This window comes from Kitasatospora sp. NPDC002543, assembly GCF_053594915.1.
On sequence record NZ_JBSFWR010000078.1, the window covers coordinates 25,369 to 42,311 of the forward strand.

Annotated in this window: 14 protein-coding genes; 7 read left to right on the top strand and 7 right to left on the bottom strand. The window is 75.0% G+C overall.

From position 1 onward, the window contains the following. Window positions 1-121 precede the first annotated feature (121 nt). A complete protein-coding gene (locus ACWD4P_RS27510; RefSeq protein ID WP_449781453.1) occupies window positions 122-1,696 on the bottom strand; it encodes a glutamate synthase subunit beta in 1,575 nt (524 codons plus the stop codon). 188 nt (window positions 1,697-1,884) lie between these two features. Here ACWD4P_RS27510 and ACWD4P_RS27515 point away from each other — a divergent pair, with 188 nt between their 5' ends. Both ACWD4P_RS27515 and ACWD4P_RS27520 read left to right on the top strand, forming a co-directional pair. Further along, window positions 1,885-2,565 (top strand): response regulator transcription factor, encoded by a 681-nt coding sequence (locus tag ACWD4P_RS27515; RefSeq protein ID WP_359828209.1) that lies wholly within the window; start codon window positions 1,885-1,887, stop codon window positions 2,563-2,565. Then, complete coding sequence (locus tag ACWD4P_RS27520) at window positions 2,562-4,028, top strand: HAMP domain-containing sensor histidine kinase (protein ID WP_449781454.1); 1,467 nt, start codon at window positions 2,562-2,564, stop codon at window positions 4,026-4,028. Before ACWD4P_RS27515 ends, ACWD4P_RS27520 begins: the two co-directional genes overlap by 4 nt. Window positions 4,029-4,109: 81 nt before the next feature. Here the strand turns inward: ACWD4P_RS27520 and efeB are convergent, their stop codons facing one another. The 3 genes from efeB to ACWD4P_RS27535 form a co-directional block, all read right to left on the bottom strand. Continuing rightward, on the bottom strand, window positions 4,110-5,471 hold the full coding sequence (gene efeB, locus ACWD4P_RS27525; RefSeq protein WP_449781455.1) for an iron uptake transporter deferrochelatase/peroxidase subunit: 1,362 nt from the start codon (window positions 5,469-5,471) through the stop codon (window positions 4,110-4,112). Beyond that, window positions 5,471-7,507 carry an iron uptake transporter permease EfeU gene (gene efeU, locus ACWD4P_RS27530; protein WP_449781456.1) on the bottom strand — a complete coding sequence of 679 codons (2,037 nt, stop codon included), beginning with the start codon at window positions 7,505-7,507 and terminating at the stop codon, window positions 5,471-5,473. The genes efeB and efeU overlap by 1 nt, the downstream gene beginning before the upstream one ends. Before the next feature lie 323 nt (window positions 7,508-7,830). Next, window positions 7,831-8,157: a hypothetical protein gene (locus tag ACWD4P_RS27535; RefSeq protein ID WP_449781457.1), complete on the bottom strand. Its 327-nt coding sequence runs from the start codon at window positions 8,155-8,157 to the stop codon at window positions 7,831-7,833. 408 nt (window positions 8,158-8,565) lie between these two features. Here ACWD4P_RS27535 and qcrB point away from each other — a divergent pair, with 408 nt between their 5' ends. Beyond that, window positions 8,566-10,188 (top strand): cytochrome bc1 complex cytochrome b subunit, encoded by a 1,623-nt coding sequence (gene qcrB / locus ACWD4P_RS27540; protein ID WP_359821389.1) that lies wholly within the window; start codon window positions 8,566-8,568, stop codon window positions 10,186-10,188. Window positions 10,189-10,299: 111 nt separating this feature from the next. Here the strand turns inward: qcrB and ACWD4P_RS27545 are convergent, their stop codons facing one another. Next, window positions 10,300-10,713: a hypothetical protein gene (locus ACWD4P_RS27545; RefSeq protein WP_359821333.1), complete on the bottom strand. Its 414-nt coding sequence runs from the start codon at window positions 10,711-10,713 to the stop codon at window positions 10,300-10,302. A gap of 204 nt (window positions 10,714-10,917) precedes the next feature. Here ACWD4P_RS27545 and ACWD4P_RS27550 point away from each other — a divergent pair, with 204 nt between their 5' ends. The 3 genes from ACWD4P_RS27550 (at window position 10,918) to ACWD4P_RS27560 (ending at window position 13,686) form a co-directional block, all read left to right on the top strand. Continuing rightward, complete coding sequence (locus tag ACWD4P_RS27550; protein WP_449781458.1) at window positions 10,918-11,532, top strand: acyl-CoA-like ligand-binding transcription factor; 615 nt, start codon at window positions 10,918-10,920, stop codon at window positions 11,530-11,532. A gap of 28 nt (window positions 11,533-11,560) precedes the next feature. Continuing rightward, complete coding sequence (locus tag ACWD4P_RS27555) at window positions 11,561-13,114, top strand: FAD-dependent monooxygenase (RefSeq protein ID WP_449781459.1); 1,554 nt, start codon at window positions 11,561-11,563, stop codon at window positions 13,112-13,114. Window positions 13,115-13,254: 140 nt separating this feature from the next. Next, window positions 13,255-13,686: a YchJ family protein gene (locus ACWD4P_RS27560; protein ID WP_359821325.1), complete on the top strand. Its 432-nt coding sequence runs from the start codon at window positions 13,255-13,257 to the stop codon at window positions 13,684-13,686. A gap of 20 nt (window positions 13,687-13,706) precedes the next feature. Here the strand turns inward: ACWD4P_RS27560 and ACWD4P_RS27565 are convergent, their stop codons facing one another. Continuing rightward, the gene (locus tag ACWD4P_RS27565) at window positions 13,707-14,771 is read right to left on the bottom strand and encodes a polysaccharide deacetylase family protein (RefSeq protein WP_449781460.1); all 1,065 of its coding nucleotides are present in this window, start codon (window positions 14,769-14,771) and stop codon (window positions 13,707-13,709) included. A gap of 289 nt (window positions 14,772-15,060) precedes the next feature. Between ACWD4P_RS27565 and ACWD4P_RS27570 the strand changes: the two genes are divergently transcribed. After that, window positions 15,061-15,600: a GNAT family N-acetyltransferase gene (locus ACWD4P_RS27570; RefSeq protein WP_449781461.1), complete on the top strand. Its 540-nt coding sequence runs from the start codon at window positions 15,061-15,063 to the stop codon at window positions 15,598-15,600. Window positions 15,601-15,606: 6 nt separating this feature from the next. Here the strand turns inward: ACWD4P_RS27570 and ACWD4P_RS27575 are convergent, their stop codons facing one another. Further along, window positions 15,607-16,551, bottom strand: coding sequence for a carbohydrate kinase family protein (locus tag ACWD4P_RS27575; protein ID WP_359821318.1), 945 nt, complete (start codon window positions 16,549-16,551; stop codon window positions 15,607-15,609). Window positions 16,552-16,943: the final 392 nt, after the last annotated feature.

Here is a 16,943-nt window from a genome sequence, read left to right on the forward strand (position 1 = left end):
CCCGATCACCCCCGCAGCCTCCGCCGCGACCTCACCGGTCCCCGCACCCACCCCTCGACCCCCGCCCCGACCGACCCGGGCAACCCGGGCAACGTGGTCGACGCGGGCAACGCTCCCGGCCTCACACCGTCAGCGCCCGCGCCGAGGCCCGGATCGGCGCGGGCAGCTCCGTCCACCCCCGCAGGTACCGGTCCACCGCCGCGGCCGCCGCCCGGCCCTCGGCGATCGCCCAGACGATCAGCGACTGCCCGCGCCCGGCGTCCCCCGCGACGAACACGCCCTCCGTCGCCGTGGCGAAGCCGTCGTCCCTGGCCAGGGTGGACTCCGGCCCGGTGGCGAGGCCGAGTTGGGCGAACAGCCCCCGGTCCGGCTCCGGCCCGGTGAAGCCGAGGGCGAGCAGCGCGAGCTGCGCCGGCAGGGTCCGCTCGGTGCCCGCCCGCGGACGGCGGTCGGCGGGCTCGGCCTCGGCGAGGCGGACGGCGGCGAGCCGGCCGTCCGGGCCTGCCTCGAAGCCGACCGTGGTCGCCGCGAACTCCCGGGGCCCGGCGGCCGCCGCGCCGGACTCCTCGTGCGAGGTGGTCTCCCGGTACACCTTGGGGTGCACCGGCCAGGGCTGCCCGGCGGCCCGGCCCCGCGGCGGGCACGGGTTGATGTCCAGCTGGGTGACCGAGGCGGCCCGTTGGCGCAGCGCCGTCCCCAGGCAGTCCGCCGCCGTGTCCCCGCCGCCGACGATCACCACGTGCCGCCCCTCGGCGGACACTGGTGAGACCGGGCAGTCGCCCTCGTCCACCCGGTTCGCCCAGGTCAGGTACTCGATGGCCTGGTGCACCCCGGGCAGGTCCCGCCCCGGCACCGGCAGCTCCCGGCAGGCGGTCGCGCCCACTGCGACCACCACCGCGTCGTACCCGGCCCGCAGTTCCTCGCCCGGGACGTCCCGGCCGACCCGCACCCCGGTGCGGAACTCGGTTCCCTCGGAGCGCAGTTGCTCCAGCCGACGCTCCAGCCGGTGCTTCTCCAGGCGGAACGCCGGGATGCCGTACCGCAGCAGCCCACCCGCGCGGTCGGCGCGCTCGTACACCGTGACGGCGTGCCCGGCCCTGGTCAGCTGCTGGGCGGCGGCCAGTCCGGCCGGGCCGGAGCCGATCACCGCCACCCGCCGTCCACCGGCCCGCTCCGAGCACCCGGGGGGCCAGGGTTCGTCCCAGCCCTCCTCCCAGGCCCGGTCGGCGATCGCCAGCTCCACGTTCTTGATCGCCACCGCCGCACCGTCGATCGCCAGCACGCAGGCGCTCTCGCAGGGCGCCGGGCAGAGCCGCCCGGTGAACTCCGGGAAGTTGTTGGTCGCGAGCAGGCGCGCCGCGGCCGCCCGCCAGTCGGCTCCCGCCCCGGGCTCCCCGCCCGCACCCGGCCCCGCATCCGAAGCATCCGAAGTGCCCGACCTGCCCGAAGCACCCGACGCACCCGGCGTGCCCGAGTCCGCCACCAGCCGGTTCCAGTCCGGCACCAGGTTCCCCAGCGGACAGGCGCTGTGGCAGAACGGCAGCCCGCAGTCCATGCACCGCCCCGCCTGCACGCCCACCAGCGGCAGCAGCGCCCGCGGGCGGTACACCTCCCGCCAGTCCCCCAGGCGCTCCCGCGCGTCCCGCCGCTCCCGCTCCACGCTCGGGGTGGTGAAGAAGGCCATCCGGTCTGCCATCGCGGCCTCCGGCAGGGCGTGCCGACACGGACCAGGCGGCCCACCCGGCGGCGCGCCACCGTACGGCCACCGTACGCCCGCGAAGCACCGCGCAACAGCCCCGGCCGTCGCGGACGGTCCCGGAGCCGGGTCGACAGACCCCCGCCCCACCCTGGGCCGCCGTGAGCACGTCAGGGACAATCTCCGCCATGACCCCTACCGTGCTGATCGCCGAGGACGACCGGGCCATCCGCGACTCGCTCTCCCGCGCCCTGATGCTGCAGGGCTACCGGGTGCGGGTCGCCGCCGACGGCACCCAGACCCTGGCCGTCCTGGCGGAACAGCGTCCGGACGTCCTGGTGCTCGACGTGATGATGCCGGAGCCGGACGGCCTGGAGGTCTGCCGCCGGCTGCGCACGGCCGGCGACCGCACCCCGGTGCTGATGCTCACCGCCCGGGTCGAGGTGCCGGACCGGATCGCCGGCCTCGACGCCGGCGCGGACGACTACCTGGTCAAGCCCTTCGACGTGGACGAGCTGTTCGCCCGCCTGCGCGCCCTGCTGCGCCGCAACCCGCCGGAGTCCGCCGTCGAGGTGCTGACCGTCGCCGACCTGCGGATCGAGCCGCCCGCCCGACGGGCCTGGCGCGCCGCCCGGGAACTCGAGCTGTCCCGCACCGAGTTCGACCTGCTCGAGCTCCTCGCCCGGCACGCCGGCACCGTCCTCGACCAGACCACCCTGTACGAGCGGATCTGGGGCTACGACTTCGGTCCCGGCTCGAAGAACCTCGCCGTCTTCATCGGCTACCTGCGCCGCAAGCTCGACCGCCCCGGCCTGGCGCCGCTGATCCACACCGTCCGCGGCGTCGGCTACACGCTCCGCGAGCCGTGACCGGCCCGGCCCGCTGCAGCCCCGGCATCCCCCGTCCACAGCACCCGCGACGCCCGCGGAACGCGCAGTGCGCGCCGGGCCCGCAACGCACGCCGGGCAGACCCCGCCTGCCCCGCCCGGGGCTGCGCACCACCCTCGCCCTGGCCTTCGCCGCCATCGCCGCCCTGGTCGCGGTGCTGATCGGCGCGCTCGGCTACCACGCCGCCGCCGTGCTGATCCGCAACGACGAGACCGCCGACTTCGGCGCCGCCGTCGACTCCGTCGGCCGTCAGGTGCAGCGGGAGGTCCTCTTCCCGGGCGACTTCGCCGGCCCGGACGGCCTGAGCGCCGACCTGGTCCGCCCGATCCGGGTCACCACCCAGTCACTCGACCCCGACGGCGCGGTGCTGCCCGGCACCGCGAGGCTCGACCTGCCGCCGAGCCCGGCCGACCAGAGCCTCGCCCACGCCGATCAGCCGGGCCGCACCTCGATCGGGCTGCGCCACCGGCGCGGGGAGGGCTACCGGGTCGGCGTGGTCTCGCTCGGCGGCCGGCGCGGAGCCGTCCAGATCATCCAACAGGTCGGGCCCACCGAGGAGTTGCTGACCGCCCTGCGGACCCGCACGGCGGTCCTGGTCGCGGTCGTCGCGGTGCTCGCCGGCGGGGCCGGCTGGCTGCTCGCCCGGCGGATCACCGGCCGGCTGGTCCGGCTCACCGCCGCGGCCGAACTGGTCGCCTCCAGCGGGCGGTTGGACGTCCTCGTGCCGGCCGCCGGGAGGGACGAGGTGGGGCGGCTCGGCCGGGCCTTCGACCGGATGCTGGTCCGGCTCGCCACCGCCAAGGAGGACCAGCGCCGGCTGGTCCAGGACGCCGGGCACGAGCTGCGCACCCCGCTGACCAGTCTGCGCACCAACCTCTCGGTGCTGCCCAGCCTGGAGCGGTTGCCGCCCGGGGAGCGCGCCGCGCTGATGACCGATCTGGTCGAGGAGGCCCGGGAGTTGACCCAGCTGGTGGAGGAGCTGGTGGCCCTGGCGGCGGACCGCCGGGCGGACGGACGGCCGGTCGAGGTGGCGCTCGCGGACGTGGTCCGGGAGGCCGCCGCCCAGGCCCGGCGGCGCAGCGCCCGGACGATCGTGGTGGACGCGGACGCGACCGTCGTCATCGCCCGCCCGGACGCCCTCGCCCGCGCGGTGGGCAACCTGCTGGACAACGCCGCCAAGTTCGACCCGGCCGGGACCGGTCCGATCGAGGTCGTGGTACGCGGCCCGCGGGTGGAGGTGCGCGACCGCGGCCCGGGCATCGACGCGGCCGACCTCGACCGGGTCTTCGACCGCTTCTACCGGGCCACCGCCGCCCGCAGCCTTCCCGGCTCCGGGCTGGGCCTGGCCATCGTGCACGAGGTGGCGCGCTCGCACGGCGGGACGGCCTTCGCGGCCAACCGGGAGGGCGGTGGCGCCGTGATCGGCTTCACCCTCGGCGGCTGACGGCGCGGACGGGCCCGCTGCGCCGCCGCACCGGGCCCGCCGTGCGGGACCACCCGTGGAGCCCCGGCCGGACGGCCCCCGTCAGCCGGCGCCGAGCAGTCCCCGTCCGAGCCAGTCGGCGCCGTCCTTCACGCCCGGCAGGACGAAGAAGTACCCGCCGCCGGTGGGCGAGATGTAGTCCACCAGCGGCTCGCCGATCAGCCGGGTCTGGGTCGCCTCGAACTGCCGCACCACGTCCTGTTGGTAGCAGCAGAACACCAGGCCCATGTCCAGGTTCCCGACCCGGTCGATGCCCCGGTCGTAGTTGAAGCCCCGGCGCAGGACGCGCGAGCCGTCGGTGTCGGCGGTGCGCGGGTTGGCCAGCCGGATGTGCGCGTCGAGCGGGATCGCCTTGCCGTCCGGGTCCTTGGCGTAGTCCGGCGCGTCGGTCTCCCGGGCGCCGTCCAGCGGCGCGCCGGTGTCGCGCCGGCGGCCGAACATCTTCTCCTGCTCGGCGAGGGTGACGCGGTCCCAGAACTCGATCAGCATCCGGATGATCCGGATCACCTGGTAGCTGCCGCCGGTCGCCCAGGCGGGCTCGCCCGTTCCCTCGGTGACCCAGACCAGCCGGTCCATCTCGCGCGCGGAGCCGGTGTCCGGGTTGACGATGCCGTCCTTGAAGCCGAGCAGGTTGCGCTGCGCGCCGTCCGGTCGGGACGGGTTCTGGAAGCCGTCGATCCGCCAGAGGATCCGCATCGTTCCCCGGGTGTGCCGGGTGATGTCGCGCAGCGCGTGCAGCACGGTGTCCTGGCGGTCGGCACAGATCTGCAGCGAGAGGTCGCCGTGCAGTTCGGCGGCCTGGAGGTTGTCGTTCGGGAAGGTCCTCATCGGCGCGAGGCGGACCGGCTTGGCCCTGGCCAGCCCGTAGCGGTCGTCGAAGAGCGAGGCTCCGACGCCGACCGTGACGGTCAGGTGGTCGGCGGGGACGGTCGGGCCGAGGGTGCCGCTGTCCGAGGGCGGCGCGCCGACGCCGAGGTCCGGCGGCGTTCCGCCGGCCGTCAGGAACCGGATCCGCTCGGTCAGGGTCCGGAACAGCGTTTCGAGGCCCTGGCGGTCCTGGGCGATCACCTGGCAGGAGACGAAGGCCGCGAAGCCGGGCGCCGGGGTGGTGACGCCGGCCTGGTGGGCGCCGTGGAACGGCACCGCCCCGCCCTTGTCCTGCGCGCCGTCCCCGGCGGCGGCCCGGCCGGCGCCGAGGGCGAGGCCGCCGCCGGCCAGGACGGCCGCTCCGGCGCCCGCGCCGAGCGCGGCCCGGACGAGGCTGCGCCGGGCCGGCCCGGCCGGGCAGCCGCTCTCCACGGCGTTGTCCACGGTGTCGTCCACGACGTTCTCCGCCCCGGGATCCGCGGCCCGCGCGGTGTGCGGGAACGGGCAGGACCCGGTGGCTGCGGTGTGGTCGGTCATCAGGCGGCCTTTCGGATCTCGAGCAGGGCGGGAATCGGGGCGAGGTCTTCGAGCAGCTCGCCGGTGGCGCCGTCGAGCTGCCCGCGGGCGTCGGCGGACAGCCGGTCGACCGGGGTCCAGCCCTCGGGCCGGTGGGCGGCGGCGACCAGGTCGCCGACCCGCTTCATCCCGGCGTTCACCCGGACGAGCACCTGCGGGTCCCGCTCGTCGAGCAGCGGCTGGAGCAGGGTCAGCAGTTCCCGGGTGCCGGCCAGGTTGGCCTGGGCGGTGGCCAGGTTGGTGCCGCTGCCCATGTCGGTGTCGCCGGTCAGCTCGAACTGGAGGGTGTTCTCCAGGATCTCGTGGGCGCGCAGCGGCAGGTCGCCGGGGGCGAAGTCCTGCCCGGGGAAGTCGTGCGCCAGCCGGTCGACGTTCTCGGCCAGGTCGTCGGCGACGGGTGCCAGCTCGGCGGCGGACCGGTCGTGCCAGAGGCCGTACTCCAGCCGCAGGAAGCCGGTGAAGCCCGGGTCCTGCTCCTTGCCGGGCAGTCCGTCCGGGCGGCCGTCGATCTTGCCGTCGAGGTCGGCGAAGGTTCCGTACGCGGCGCCGAGCGAGGCGTACTGGAGGTGGGCGGTGAGCCAGTCGGCCTTCGCCGTGGCGAGGTCGCCGGAGCGCACGTCGGCCTGGAGCTTGTGGCTCTCCGTCACCAGCGTCGCGAGGCCCTGGTCGACGTACTGCCGGTAGCTGTCGAGCGGGGCCTTGAGGTCCTCCTCGGCGACCGGCTTGACGGCCTTGACCGCGGCGGCGCCGCTGATGTGCACGGCGGCCGAGGTGACGGGCTTGCCGCCGGTCGGCACACAGCGCCAGGCGTAGTCGCCGGAGCCGATGGTGGCGGTCAGGGCCCGGGTGGTGCCGGGGGCCAGGCCCTCGATCTCCCCGTAGACCGCGCCGGTGCCCGGGTCGACCAGGTAGACCTCGGAGACCTTGTCGCCGGTGTTGCGCATCTGGAACACCTGCTGGCCGGGCTTCGGGGCGGCGAAGCCCTTGCCGCACTCCTGCTCGGAGACAGCGACGGTGGCGGAGCCGCCCTGCTTGCCGTCGCTGACCGCGATCACGGCGCCGGCCAGCACCACCGGGACGGCGACCGCCGCGGCCGGCAGCACCCAGCGCGGCCGCCCGGCCCGCGCCGCCGGGGCCGGGGCGGGTCCCTGGGCGGGAGCGGGCGCCGGGGAGCCCTTGCTCCCGCCGCCACGGACGCCCTCGACGAACAGCGTCATCACGATGCCCAGGTACGCGACGTAGCCGACGACCTGGAGCACCGTCATGGTGACGGTCAGGTTGAGGGTGCCCTGGACCAGCGTCGCGTACCAGGACGAGGCGTCGAGGTGCCCGCTCAGGTCGAAGGCGTACGAGCTGCCGCCGCCGACCAGCCCGGACTCCTGGAGGTCGCGCAGGCCGTAGCCGAGCACGCCCGCCGCGACGACGATCAGGCCGGCCCCGGTGATGGTGAAGAACCGGGTGAGGTTCATCCTCAGGGCCCGCCGGTACAGGCCCCAGCAGAGCCCGGCCGAGAGCACCAGCCCGACGGCCGCGCCGATCAGCGGCCCGGTGGACTCCCCGGCGGTGCGCACGTTGGTCCACAGGAAGAGCGAGGTCTCCAGGCCCTCGCGGGCGACGGCGAGGAAGCTGGTGAGCACCAGCGCGCCGGCCCCCATCGCCAGCGAGGCCTGGACCTTCTCCTTGATCTCGGCGGAGAGGGTGCGCGCCGAGCGCCGCATCCAGAACACCATCGCCGTCACGAAGACGACCGCGATCAGGCTGAGCACTCCTCCGAACGCCTCCTGGGCGTGGCCGGAGAGGTTGGCGGCGGTGAAGGTGAGCACCGCGCCGAAGCTCAGGCTGAGCGCGAGGGCCGCCGCGACGCCCGTCCAGACCTGGGGCAGCCGGGTCTTCTGGTCCGCCCGGACCAGCGTGGCGATCAGGATCGACACGATCAGTCCGGCTTCCAGGCCCTCGCGCAGGCCGATCAGGAAGCTGGGAAACGCCTCGTCCCACATGCGGCGGGCTCCTCCCCCGGGCCGGCCCGGGTCGTTCACCTGTCCTCGGCTCCGCCGCGGTGGCGGCGGAGCGGCACAGCCGAACGCCCCGGACACGGCGGTCCAGGGCGCCTCGACTTAGCTTAGGCAAACCTTAGAGCGGGCGAGGTCAACAGCACCCCGGCTTCAGGTAAGGGTTCGGTATGAACTCCCCCCGGTGCGGCCGAAGCGAGCGGACCTGCCGGACCGGGCGGACCGGGCGGACCAGGCGCGGGCCTCCGGAGCGGGCGTCAGGAGCCCCCGGCCACCCGCCCGGGGGCCCGGCCGCGCGCCAGGGGAGACGGTCAGCCCCACCACTGTTCCGGCACCGGCTCCGGCTCGGACGACTCCGGGACCGTCACCGGTTCGGCGCAGCGCACCAGCAGATCGCCCTCCTCCGTCCCGGCGACGAGGTAGCCGCACTCGCGCAGCACGACCGCGGCCGCGCCGCTCAGCGCCGCGAGCGCCTCCCGGGAGGGCGGCCCGCCCGACCCCGCGCCCGGCGTCCAGCCGACCACCACGCCCTCGGGGTGACGGTCGATCCACAACGGTGAGGGGCCCGGTCCGGTGTCGAACCCGGCGCGGGCCAGGGCCTCGGTGACGTCCTCGAAGAGTTCACGGTGATCCACCATTGGCGCAGCGTAGGCCCCGGACCGCGGGACCTCCGGACGCGGCGCGCGCCGAAACGGTTCAGCGGCACTCGACCGCAGCATCGGCACCCGTTGGGCCGAGCGGCGGCCAGCCGATCGGGCGTCAGGGCCCCCCGTCCGGCCCGACACGCGCGGCCGGACGGGCCGATGGACGTGCACAGTCGGCCCCCTGCCGACAGCATGACAGAGTAAGCGCTCCATCACCCTGAGCAACGGTCCCAGTGGAACGCCTGGTCCGCGCGCCGGTCCCGCCGGCGGGCCCGTATCGAGAGGTCCCATGATCACAACACTTCGCCGGCCGGCGCTCCCGCCGGCGGGCCTCCAACCCGGCACGCCGAGGACGCCGGGGAGCCCGTCGTGAGAGCCGACCAGCAGTCGCAGCCGGGACCGGTGACCACCACGCGCGCCAACCCCGCCAACAAGGCCGAGGCCCTCGCCGACTGGACCGACGGCCGGCTCGGCATCTACTCCCTGGCCAAGTCCAACCTGCGCAAGATCTTTCCCGACCACTGGTCCTTCATGCTGGGCGAGATCGCGCTCTACACCTTCGTCATCATCATCCTCACCGGCGTCTGGCTCACCATGTTCTTCACGCCGAGCATGGGCGAGGTCGTCTACGACGGGTCGTACGTCCCGCTCCGGGGCATCCCGATGTCCGAGGCCTTCTCGTCGACGGTCAAGATCAGCTTCGACGTGCGCGGCGGCCTCCTGATGCGCCAGATCCACCACTGGGCCGCCATCGTCTTCGTCGCCTCGATGCTGACCCACATGATGCGCGTCTTCTTCACCGGCGCCTTTCGCAAGCCGCGCGAGATCAACTGGGTCTTCGGGGCGCTGCTGCTGATCCTCGGGATGTTCGACGGCTTCATGGGCTACTCACTGCCGGACGACCTGCTCTCCGGCACCGGCATCCGCTTCATGGAGGGCGCCGTCCTGGCCGTCCCGATCGTCGGGACGTACCTTCAGTTCTTCCTCTACGGCGGCGAGTTCCCGGGGCACGACATCATCCCCCGGCTGTTCACCGTCCACGTCCTGCTGATCCCCGGGATCATGGTGGGCCTGCTGGCGGCACACCTGATCCTGGTCTTCTACCACAAGCACACCCAGTTCGCCGGGCCCGGCCGGACCAACACGAACGTGGTCGGCATGCCGCTGCTGCCGGTCTACACGGCCAAGGCGGGAGGCTTCTTCTTCCTGGTCTTCGGCGTGGTCGCGGTGATGTCGGCGATCGCCACCGTCAACCCGATCTGGATGTACGGCCCGTACCGTCCGGACCAGGTGACCACCAACGCCCAGCCGGACTGGTACATGGGCTTCTCCGAGGGCCTGATCCGGGTGATGCCCGGCTGGGAGATCAGCGTCTGGGGCGGCCACACCCTCAACCTCGGGGTGTTCGTCCCGCTGATGGTCTTCCCGACCGTCCTGCTGGCCATCTGGTGCTACCCGTTCCTGGAGGCCTGGATCACCGGGGACCGGGGCGAGCACCACATCGCCGACCGGCCGCGCAACGCCCCGGTCCGCACCGCCTTCGGCGCGGCCTGGATGAGCCTCTACCTGCTCCTGCTCGCCGGCGGCGGCAACGACCTGCTGGCCACCCACTTCCACCTCTCGATCAACGCGATCACCTACGCGGTGCGGATCGGCTTCTTCACCGTGCCGCTGGTCGTCTTCGTGATCACCAAGCGGTGGTGCCTGGGCCTGCAGCGCAGGGACAAGGAGAAGGTGCTGCACGGCCGGGAGACGGGCGTCATCAACCGGCTCCAGCACGGCGAGTTCGTCGAGGTGCACGCCCCGCTGCCGCAGGGCCGGCTCTTCACCCTCACCTCGCACGACCAGCCCCAGCCCTCCGTGCTGCCGCCCGAGGTGGACGAGAACGGGGTGGCCCGCAAGGCCGGGCTGTGGACGCGCGCGCGGGTCAAGCTCTCCCGCGGCTTCTACGGCGAGTACAGCCAGATCGCCAAGCCCACCGTCGAGGAGCACGAGGAGATCAGCAGCGGCCACGGCCACCACTGACCCCCGCCCCGACATCGGAGAGGGCCCGCGGCGCCGGGAACGGCGCAGCGGGCCCTCGTCGTCACCCTCGGCCACCGGGCCGTACCGGCCGGGCGGCCCGCGTCGGTGCGCTCAGCCGCGCAGGACGGCCGGGACGACGGCGAACAGCGCCGCGGTCACGGTCACCGAGAGGCAGAGCGCCGCCCAGCGGGCGCAGATCCGGCGGCACTCGACCCGGTACCGGGCGGCCAGTCGGCGGCAGCGCTCCACGGCGCGGTCGACGACCTCCTCCGCGTAGCGCAACCGGTCGGCGGCGTATGCCTGTTCGAGGTTCTCCCGCTCCGCCGCCGGAAGCCACGGGAACTGCGCGGCGAACGCGCGGGCGTCCCGCTCGGCCGCCGCGACCTCCGCCTCCCAGGCCAGGAACCCCTCGATGCGGGCGAACTCCGCCCGGGTGTCGACCCGGGACCTCACCCGGCCGCCCGCGCCGGCGGGCCTGCCCGGGCGAGGGGTCCGCGCCCTCGGCGGACGCTGTCTGCCACCCATGACCGCTCCTCCAGTCCTGTCGAGCCGTCCCGCCGGAAAGCCTGCGGGGCCGGACTCCCAGCGGTGATCGCTCCGCGACCAGGCAACTACTACCAGCGACGAACCGCAGGTGGCGGGCGGCTCGCCACAGCCCGTACGGCCGGGAAAAACTTGCGTGCCGCGCACTATTGCGCATCACGCACCTTTTGCCGGACAGTGGTTCCCATGACGGAGGATCAGCCCGGGCTGCGGGAACGGAAGAAGGCCGCGACACGGGAGGCCCTCGGCTGGGCGGCACTGCGCCTGGCGGTGGAGCGGGGGCTGGAGAACGTCCGGGTGGAGGACATCGCGGCGGCCGCCGGGGTCTCCCCCCGCACCTACAACAACTACTTCTCCAGCAAGGCCGAGGCGATCGTCTCCCGGCACCGCGACCGGGTCCTGCGGGCCGCCGCGGTGCTGCGCGGCCGCCCGGCGGACGAACCGCTCTGGGAGGCGCTGACCCGCTCCCTCGTCGCACCGTACGACGGCGCGCCGGAGGGGCCCGACCCGGTCTGGACCGCCGCCGTGCGGCTGCTGCTGCGCGAGCCGGCGCTCCAGGCCGAGCTGGTCCGCGGCGGCGCGGCGGTCCGGACGGAACTGACCGCCGCGGTGGCCGCCCGGACCGGGACCGACCCCGACCGGGACCTCTACCCGAAGCTGGTCGCCTCGGCCGCGCTCTCCGCGCTCCAGGTGGCCAACGAGCACTACCTGGCCGCCGACCCGGTGGTGCCGTTCCAGCCGCTGCTCACCGAGGCGCTGCGCCAGGTGGCGGCCGGGCTGCCCGACCCTTCGTCCCGGTGAACCCACCGCATCCAAGGGGGATTTCGACATGAGCAACACCACCGAAGACGTCGTCGTCGTCGGCGCCGGCCCGGTCGGGCTGTTCCTGGCCGGCGAACTGGCACTGGCCGGGGTCCGGCCGGTGGTCCTGGACCGGCTGCCCGCGCGCTCGGGCGAACAGAAGGCCAACGGGCTGGTCGGCCAGGTGCTCCGGCTGCTCGACCACCGCGGCCTGTACCAGCCGATCAGCGGCGTCCCGGGCGCGCCGCGGCCCGTGCCGCGTTTCGTGTTCGGCGCCTTCCCGCTGGAGCTCGACCGGCTCGACCCGAACCCGCTGCACGCCGTGCCCGTACCCCAGCACCGGATCGAGGAGGTGCTGGAGGAACGCGCCCGCGAACTGGGCGTCACCGTGCGCCGGGGCCGCGAGGTCACCGGCCTCCGCCAGGACCCGACCGGGGTGACCGTCGAGGTCCACGGGCCCGACGGCGCCGAGCAGCACCGCGCCCGCTACCTGGTCGGCGCGGACGGCGGCCGCAGCACCGTCCGCAAGCTCGCCGGGATCGGCTTCCCCGGCACCACCTCGCCCGACCCGGTCTCCCGCGTCGCCCACGTGCTGCCGCCCGAAGGGCTGCGCACCACCGACAGCGGCGAGGTCCTGCTGCCGGGCTGCCCGACCCCGTTCCGCGTGTACACCCACACCCGCACCGACCACGGCGTGTTCGTGATCGCCCCGTTCAGCCCGGAGGCCGTCATGATCGCCACGGTCGAGTGGGGCGGCCCGCCGGTGGACCGGCACGCCCCGCTCACCCTGGACGAGCTGCGCGCCAGCGTCCGCCGGGTCACCGGCGCCGACCTACCGCTCGCGCCGGCCCGCACCGCCGGTCCCTTCACCCCGCGCCGCACAGTCGGCCACAACACCCGGCTCGCCGAGCGCTACCGCGACGGCCGCGTGCTGCTGGTCGGCGACGCCGCCCACGTGCACGCCGCGACCGGCGGCCCGGGCCTCAACCTCGGCCTCCAGGACGCCGCCAACCTCGGCTGGAAGCTCGCCGCCGACCTGCGGGGCTGGGCCCCGCCCGGCCTGCTGGACAGCTACCAGAGCGAGCGCCGCCCGGTCGGCGAGCGGGTGTTCATGCACTCCCAGGCCCAGACCGCCCTGATGGCCCCCGGCGCCGGCACGACCGCGGTGCGCGCCCTGTTCGGCGAACTGCTGGCGCACCCGGACAACCTCGCCCGGATCGCCGCGCTGCTGGCCGGCAGCGACGTCCGCCACGACGTCGGCTGCCCGCACCCGCTGGCCGGGCGCTTCGCCCCGGAGCTCACCGCGAACACTCCCGACGGGCCCGTCCGGATCGGCGAACTCGCCCGCACCGGGCGCCCGTTGCTCATCGACCTCACCGGCGGGGAGCTCGGCCTCGCCGGGGCCTCAGCGGGCTGGAAGGACCGGGTGGACCTCGTCACGGCCCACGCTCCGCAGCCGCCGGCCGGCGCGCTGCTGCTGCGCCCCGACGGCTACGTCGCCTGGGCGACCGACGCCGACCGGCCGGACGACGAGGGACTGGTCCGGGCACTGCGCACCTGGTTCGGCGCCGCCGGCTCCTGACCCCCGCCACCGGTGCCCCGCGGGGGCGGTACCGCCGGCGACACGGACGGGCCCACCCCCGGCGCTTCCGGGGGCGGGCCCGTTCGCGTCCCGCACGGGGCGGCCGGGGAGCCGCCGAACGGGTGGGGGACAATGGGCGCATGTCCCGACGTCGTTCCGCGCACCGCCCCGCCGCACCGCGCCTGCTGCCCTCCTCCCCCTGCCCGTGCGGCCTGCCCGCCGCCTACGGCGACTGCTGCGGCCGGATGCACCGGGGCCAGACGGCGGCCACCACCGCCGAGTCCCTGATGCGCTCCCGCTTCAGCGCCTTCGCCGCGCAGGACGAGGCGTACCTGCTGCGCACCTGGCACCCGGACACCCGGCCCGACGAGGTCGACTTCGACCCGGGGCTGCGCTGGACCGGCCTGGAGGTGGTCGCCACCACCGAGGGCGGCGCGTTCCACGCGGAGGGCACGGTCGCCTTCCGGGCGCACTGGACGGAGGGCGGCGAGGACGGCGTCCTCACCGAGAACAGCCGCTTCGTGCGGCACGAGGGCGCCTGGGTGTACCTCGACGCCCTCTCGCTCGGCTGAGCCCGCCCGGCCCGCGGCCGCTACAGGTAGTCGTCCAGCCGGGCCAGCGCGAAGCCCTGCGCGGTGACCTCGTTGACGACCTTGCGCAGCAGGTCCGGCATGGTGGCCTTCCAGATGCCGGTGCCCCGGAAGTGGGTCAGGATGATGTCTCCCGGGTGCAGCTTCCGGTCGTCGTAGCGCCAGTCCATGTGGTCCGGGAAGGCCTCCTCGTTCCACATCGGCACCGCCTGCACCCCGCAGGAGGCCGCCGCGCGCAGCGTGTCGTCGTTGTACTCGCCGTACGGCGGGCGGAACAGCCGGGGGCGGACACCGATCTGCTGCTCCAGCTGGTCCTGCTGGTTGCAGATCTCCTGGCGCTGGGTCTCGTAGTCCAGCACCTTCAGGTTGCGGTGGTTGATCGTGTGGTTGTTGATCTCCACGCCCTGGGCGTGCAGGTCGCGGAAGTAGCCATAGTTCTCGCGGGCGAGGTAGTCGGAGACGTAGGTGCTGAGCGGGATGCCGAGCTCCTCGGCCATCCGGGAGAACTCGGGGTCCTTCTCGTCACCGTCGTCGACGGTCAGGAAGACCACCTTGTCGTCGGTCGGCACCCGGTAGACGACGGGCGGGCGGCCGTCCGCGAGCTTGACGCCCCGCACCCCCGGGGTGAGCGCGGGCTTGGTCGCCGGGCGCAGCGGGGCCTTCAGCGGCGGCTGTTCCAGGCCCCAGCGCTGGGCGGTCTCCAGCGCGGCACGGGCGGCCGTCTCCTGACGGGCCATCGCCTCGCTGCCGCTCCCCTCCTCCTTGCGGGCCAGGCCGGGCAGCCGGGGCTGCTCCACGGGCGGGGCGCCCGCGTGGTCGGGGCCCTCGGCGGCGGCACCGGCACCGGCCTCCGGAGCGGCGGCGGGCTCGGCGGCGGCCGGGGCGTTCGCGTCGGCGGCCGGGGCGGCCGGGGCGGCCTTCGGCACGGCGGGCACGGCCGGACCGGCGCAGCCCGCGAGGACGGCGGAGAGGCAGACGGTGGTCAGCAGGCCGGTCCGTACACCGCGCCGGTGCTGCTGATGTCCCGTCAGACCCCCACTAATACGACAACCTGATGGTCTGTTCATGGGTGCACTGCTCCCCCGGGATGCACCACCGCCAATCCCCTCGTCACTCGCGCGGGGCAACGACGCACCGGAGGCCTTGCCGTTCCTTTGCCCGGCCGACGGGCGGCCGGGTGACCAGGGCGGGAACCGGGCGGGCCGGTGGAGCCGGGACCGGTCGGGCCGGTGGAGCCGGGGCCGGGACCGGTCGGCCCGCTGGAACCGGGGTCGGGACCGGTCGGCCCGTCGGCGGGACCCGGGGCCGGCGGGAAAATCGATTGCGGCCGCGGATCCGGAATCGGATCATGCGCGCATGACGAACACCGCGCCCCGCCGCTCCGGCCCCTGGACCGTCGCCACCGCCGACGTGACCGCCCCCGAGGCCCTGGACCTGCTGCGCGAGTACTACTACGACGTGGCCAACCGCTACTACCGGCTGCACTTCGACCGGGAGGGCACGCCGGAGGAGCTGGAGTCCGGCCTGGCCGACTCCCCCAGCGACGACCTCGCCGCCCCGGACGGCCTCTTCCTGATCGGCCGTCACGAGGGCGTCGCCCACTCCTGCGCCGGCCTGCGCCGACTCGACGCCACCACCGTCGAGCTCACCCGCGTCTTCGTCCGCCCCGGACTGCGCGGCACCGGCGGCGGCGCCGTCCTGCTGGCCGGCGTCGACGCGGCCGCCCGCTCCCTGGGCGCGGACCGGATCGTCCTCGACACCCGCCTCGACCTGGTCGAGGCCCGGGCGCTCTACGCGCGGAACGGGTACCGGGAGATACCCGCCTACAGCCGCGGGCCGTACGCCGAGATCTGGTACGGGAAGGACCTCGACGCCCCCGGCCGGCAGGCCGGCTGACCCGCCCTACCCGGCCCCGGCCCCCGAGCGGGGCTGCGGCCCGCGCGCCAGGGCGGCCGCGAGTTCGGCCGCCGTGGGCGGGTTGGCGCCCGGGCGGGAGACGGTGAGCGCGGCCGCCGTCACCGCGCGGGTGAGGCAGGAAGCGAGGTCCGCGCCCGTCGCACGGGCGTCCAGGAAGGCGGCCATGAAGGAGTCACCGGCGCCGACGGTGTCCGCGACCGGCACCGGGACGGCCGCGGCCTCGGCCCGTCCGCCCTCGGCGGTACGGGCGAACGCGCCCTCGGCACCGAGCGTGACGGCGACCACCGCCGGGCCCAGGGCCAGCCAGCGCTCGGCGACCGCCTCGGGCCGCTCGCCCGGGTAGAGCCAGGCCAGGTCCTCGTCGCTGGCCTTGACCAGATCGCTCAGCGCCACCCACCGCTCGACCCGCCGGACGGCCTCGGCCCGGTCGCCCATCAGGGCCGGGCGCACGTTCGGGTCGTAGCTGATCCGCGCCCGCCCGCGCCAGCGCTCCACCAACGCCAGCACCGAGCCCGCGCCCGGCTCGGTGAGCGCGGCGATCGAACCGAGGTGGACGGCGGCGGGAGGCTCGGCGCACTCGCCGAACTCGGTGGGCTCGGCGAGTTCGGCGGGCGGGAGCGTCCAGCGGATGTCGAAGGTGTAGCGGGCCCTGCCCTGCCCGTCCAGCTCCACCAGCGCGGACGGCGTCCGGGCGACCTCGGCGGCCCGCACCCGCACGCCGGCCGACTCCAGGTGCCGCCGGATCAGCCGGCCGTTGGCGTCCGGCCCCAGCTCGGTGAGCAGTGTGGCCGGACGGCCCAGCCGGGCGAGGCCGTAGGCGACGTTGGCGGGGCTGCCGCCGGGGTGCACCCGGTCCTCACCCTCACCCGTTCGGACGATGTCGGCGACGCACTCGCCGACCACCAGGACGGGCGAAGCTGGACTGGTCACGGCGGCTCCTGGCATCCGGTACGCGGGCGTCGACTCGATCGCCAGCCTACGGGGTGCCGCCGAGCACGGAGCGTCCGGGCACAGAAGTACGGCCGCCGGACCTGGCCAGGTTTTCCGACGGCCGTGGCTCGTCCGTCAGGGGACGATGCACTCCTGACGTTAGACCGCGCGCCCGGGCCGCGCCATCACCGTGCGCCGTCCGGGGGACCACGGTGTGTCGTCGGCCGGGACGGTGGACCGCGCGCGGACGGACCGGACCTTCCGCACCGTTCGCGCCCGGACCGGCCCGGCGGTCCACTAGGGCGTGTCTGACAATTGGCGTCGGATCAGCGTGCGGCGTTGGGGTGCGTGCATCGCAAGGCGGAGGAGGGAGCCACTGCGGAGCATTGGCG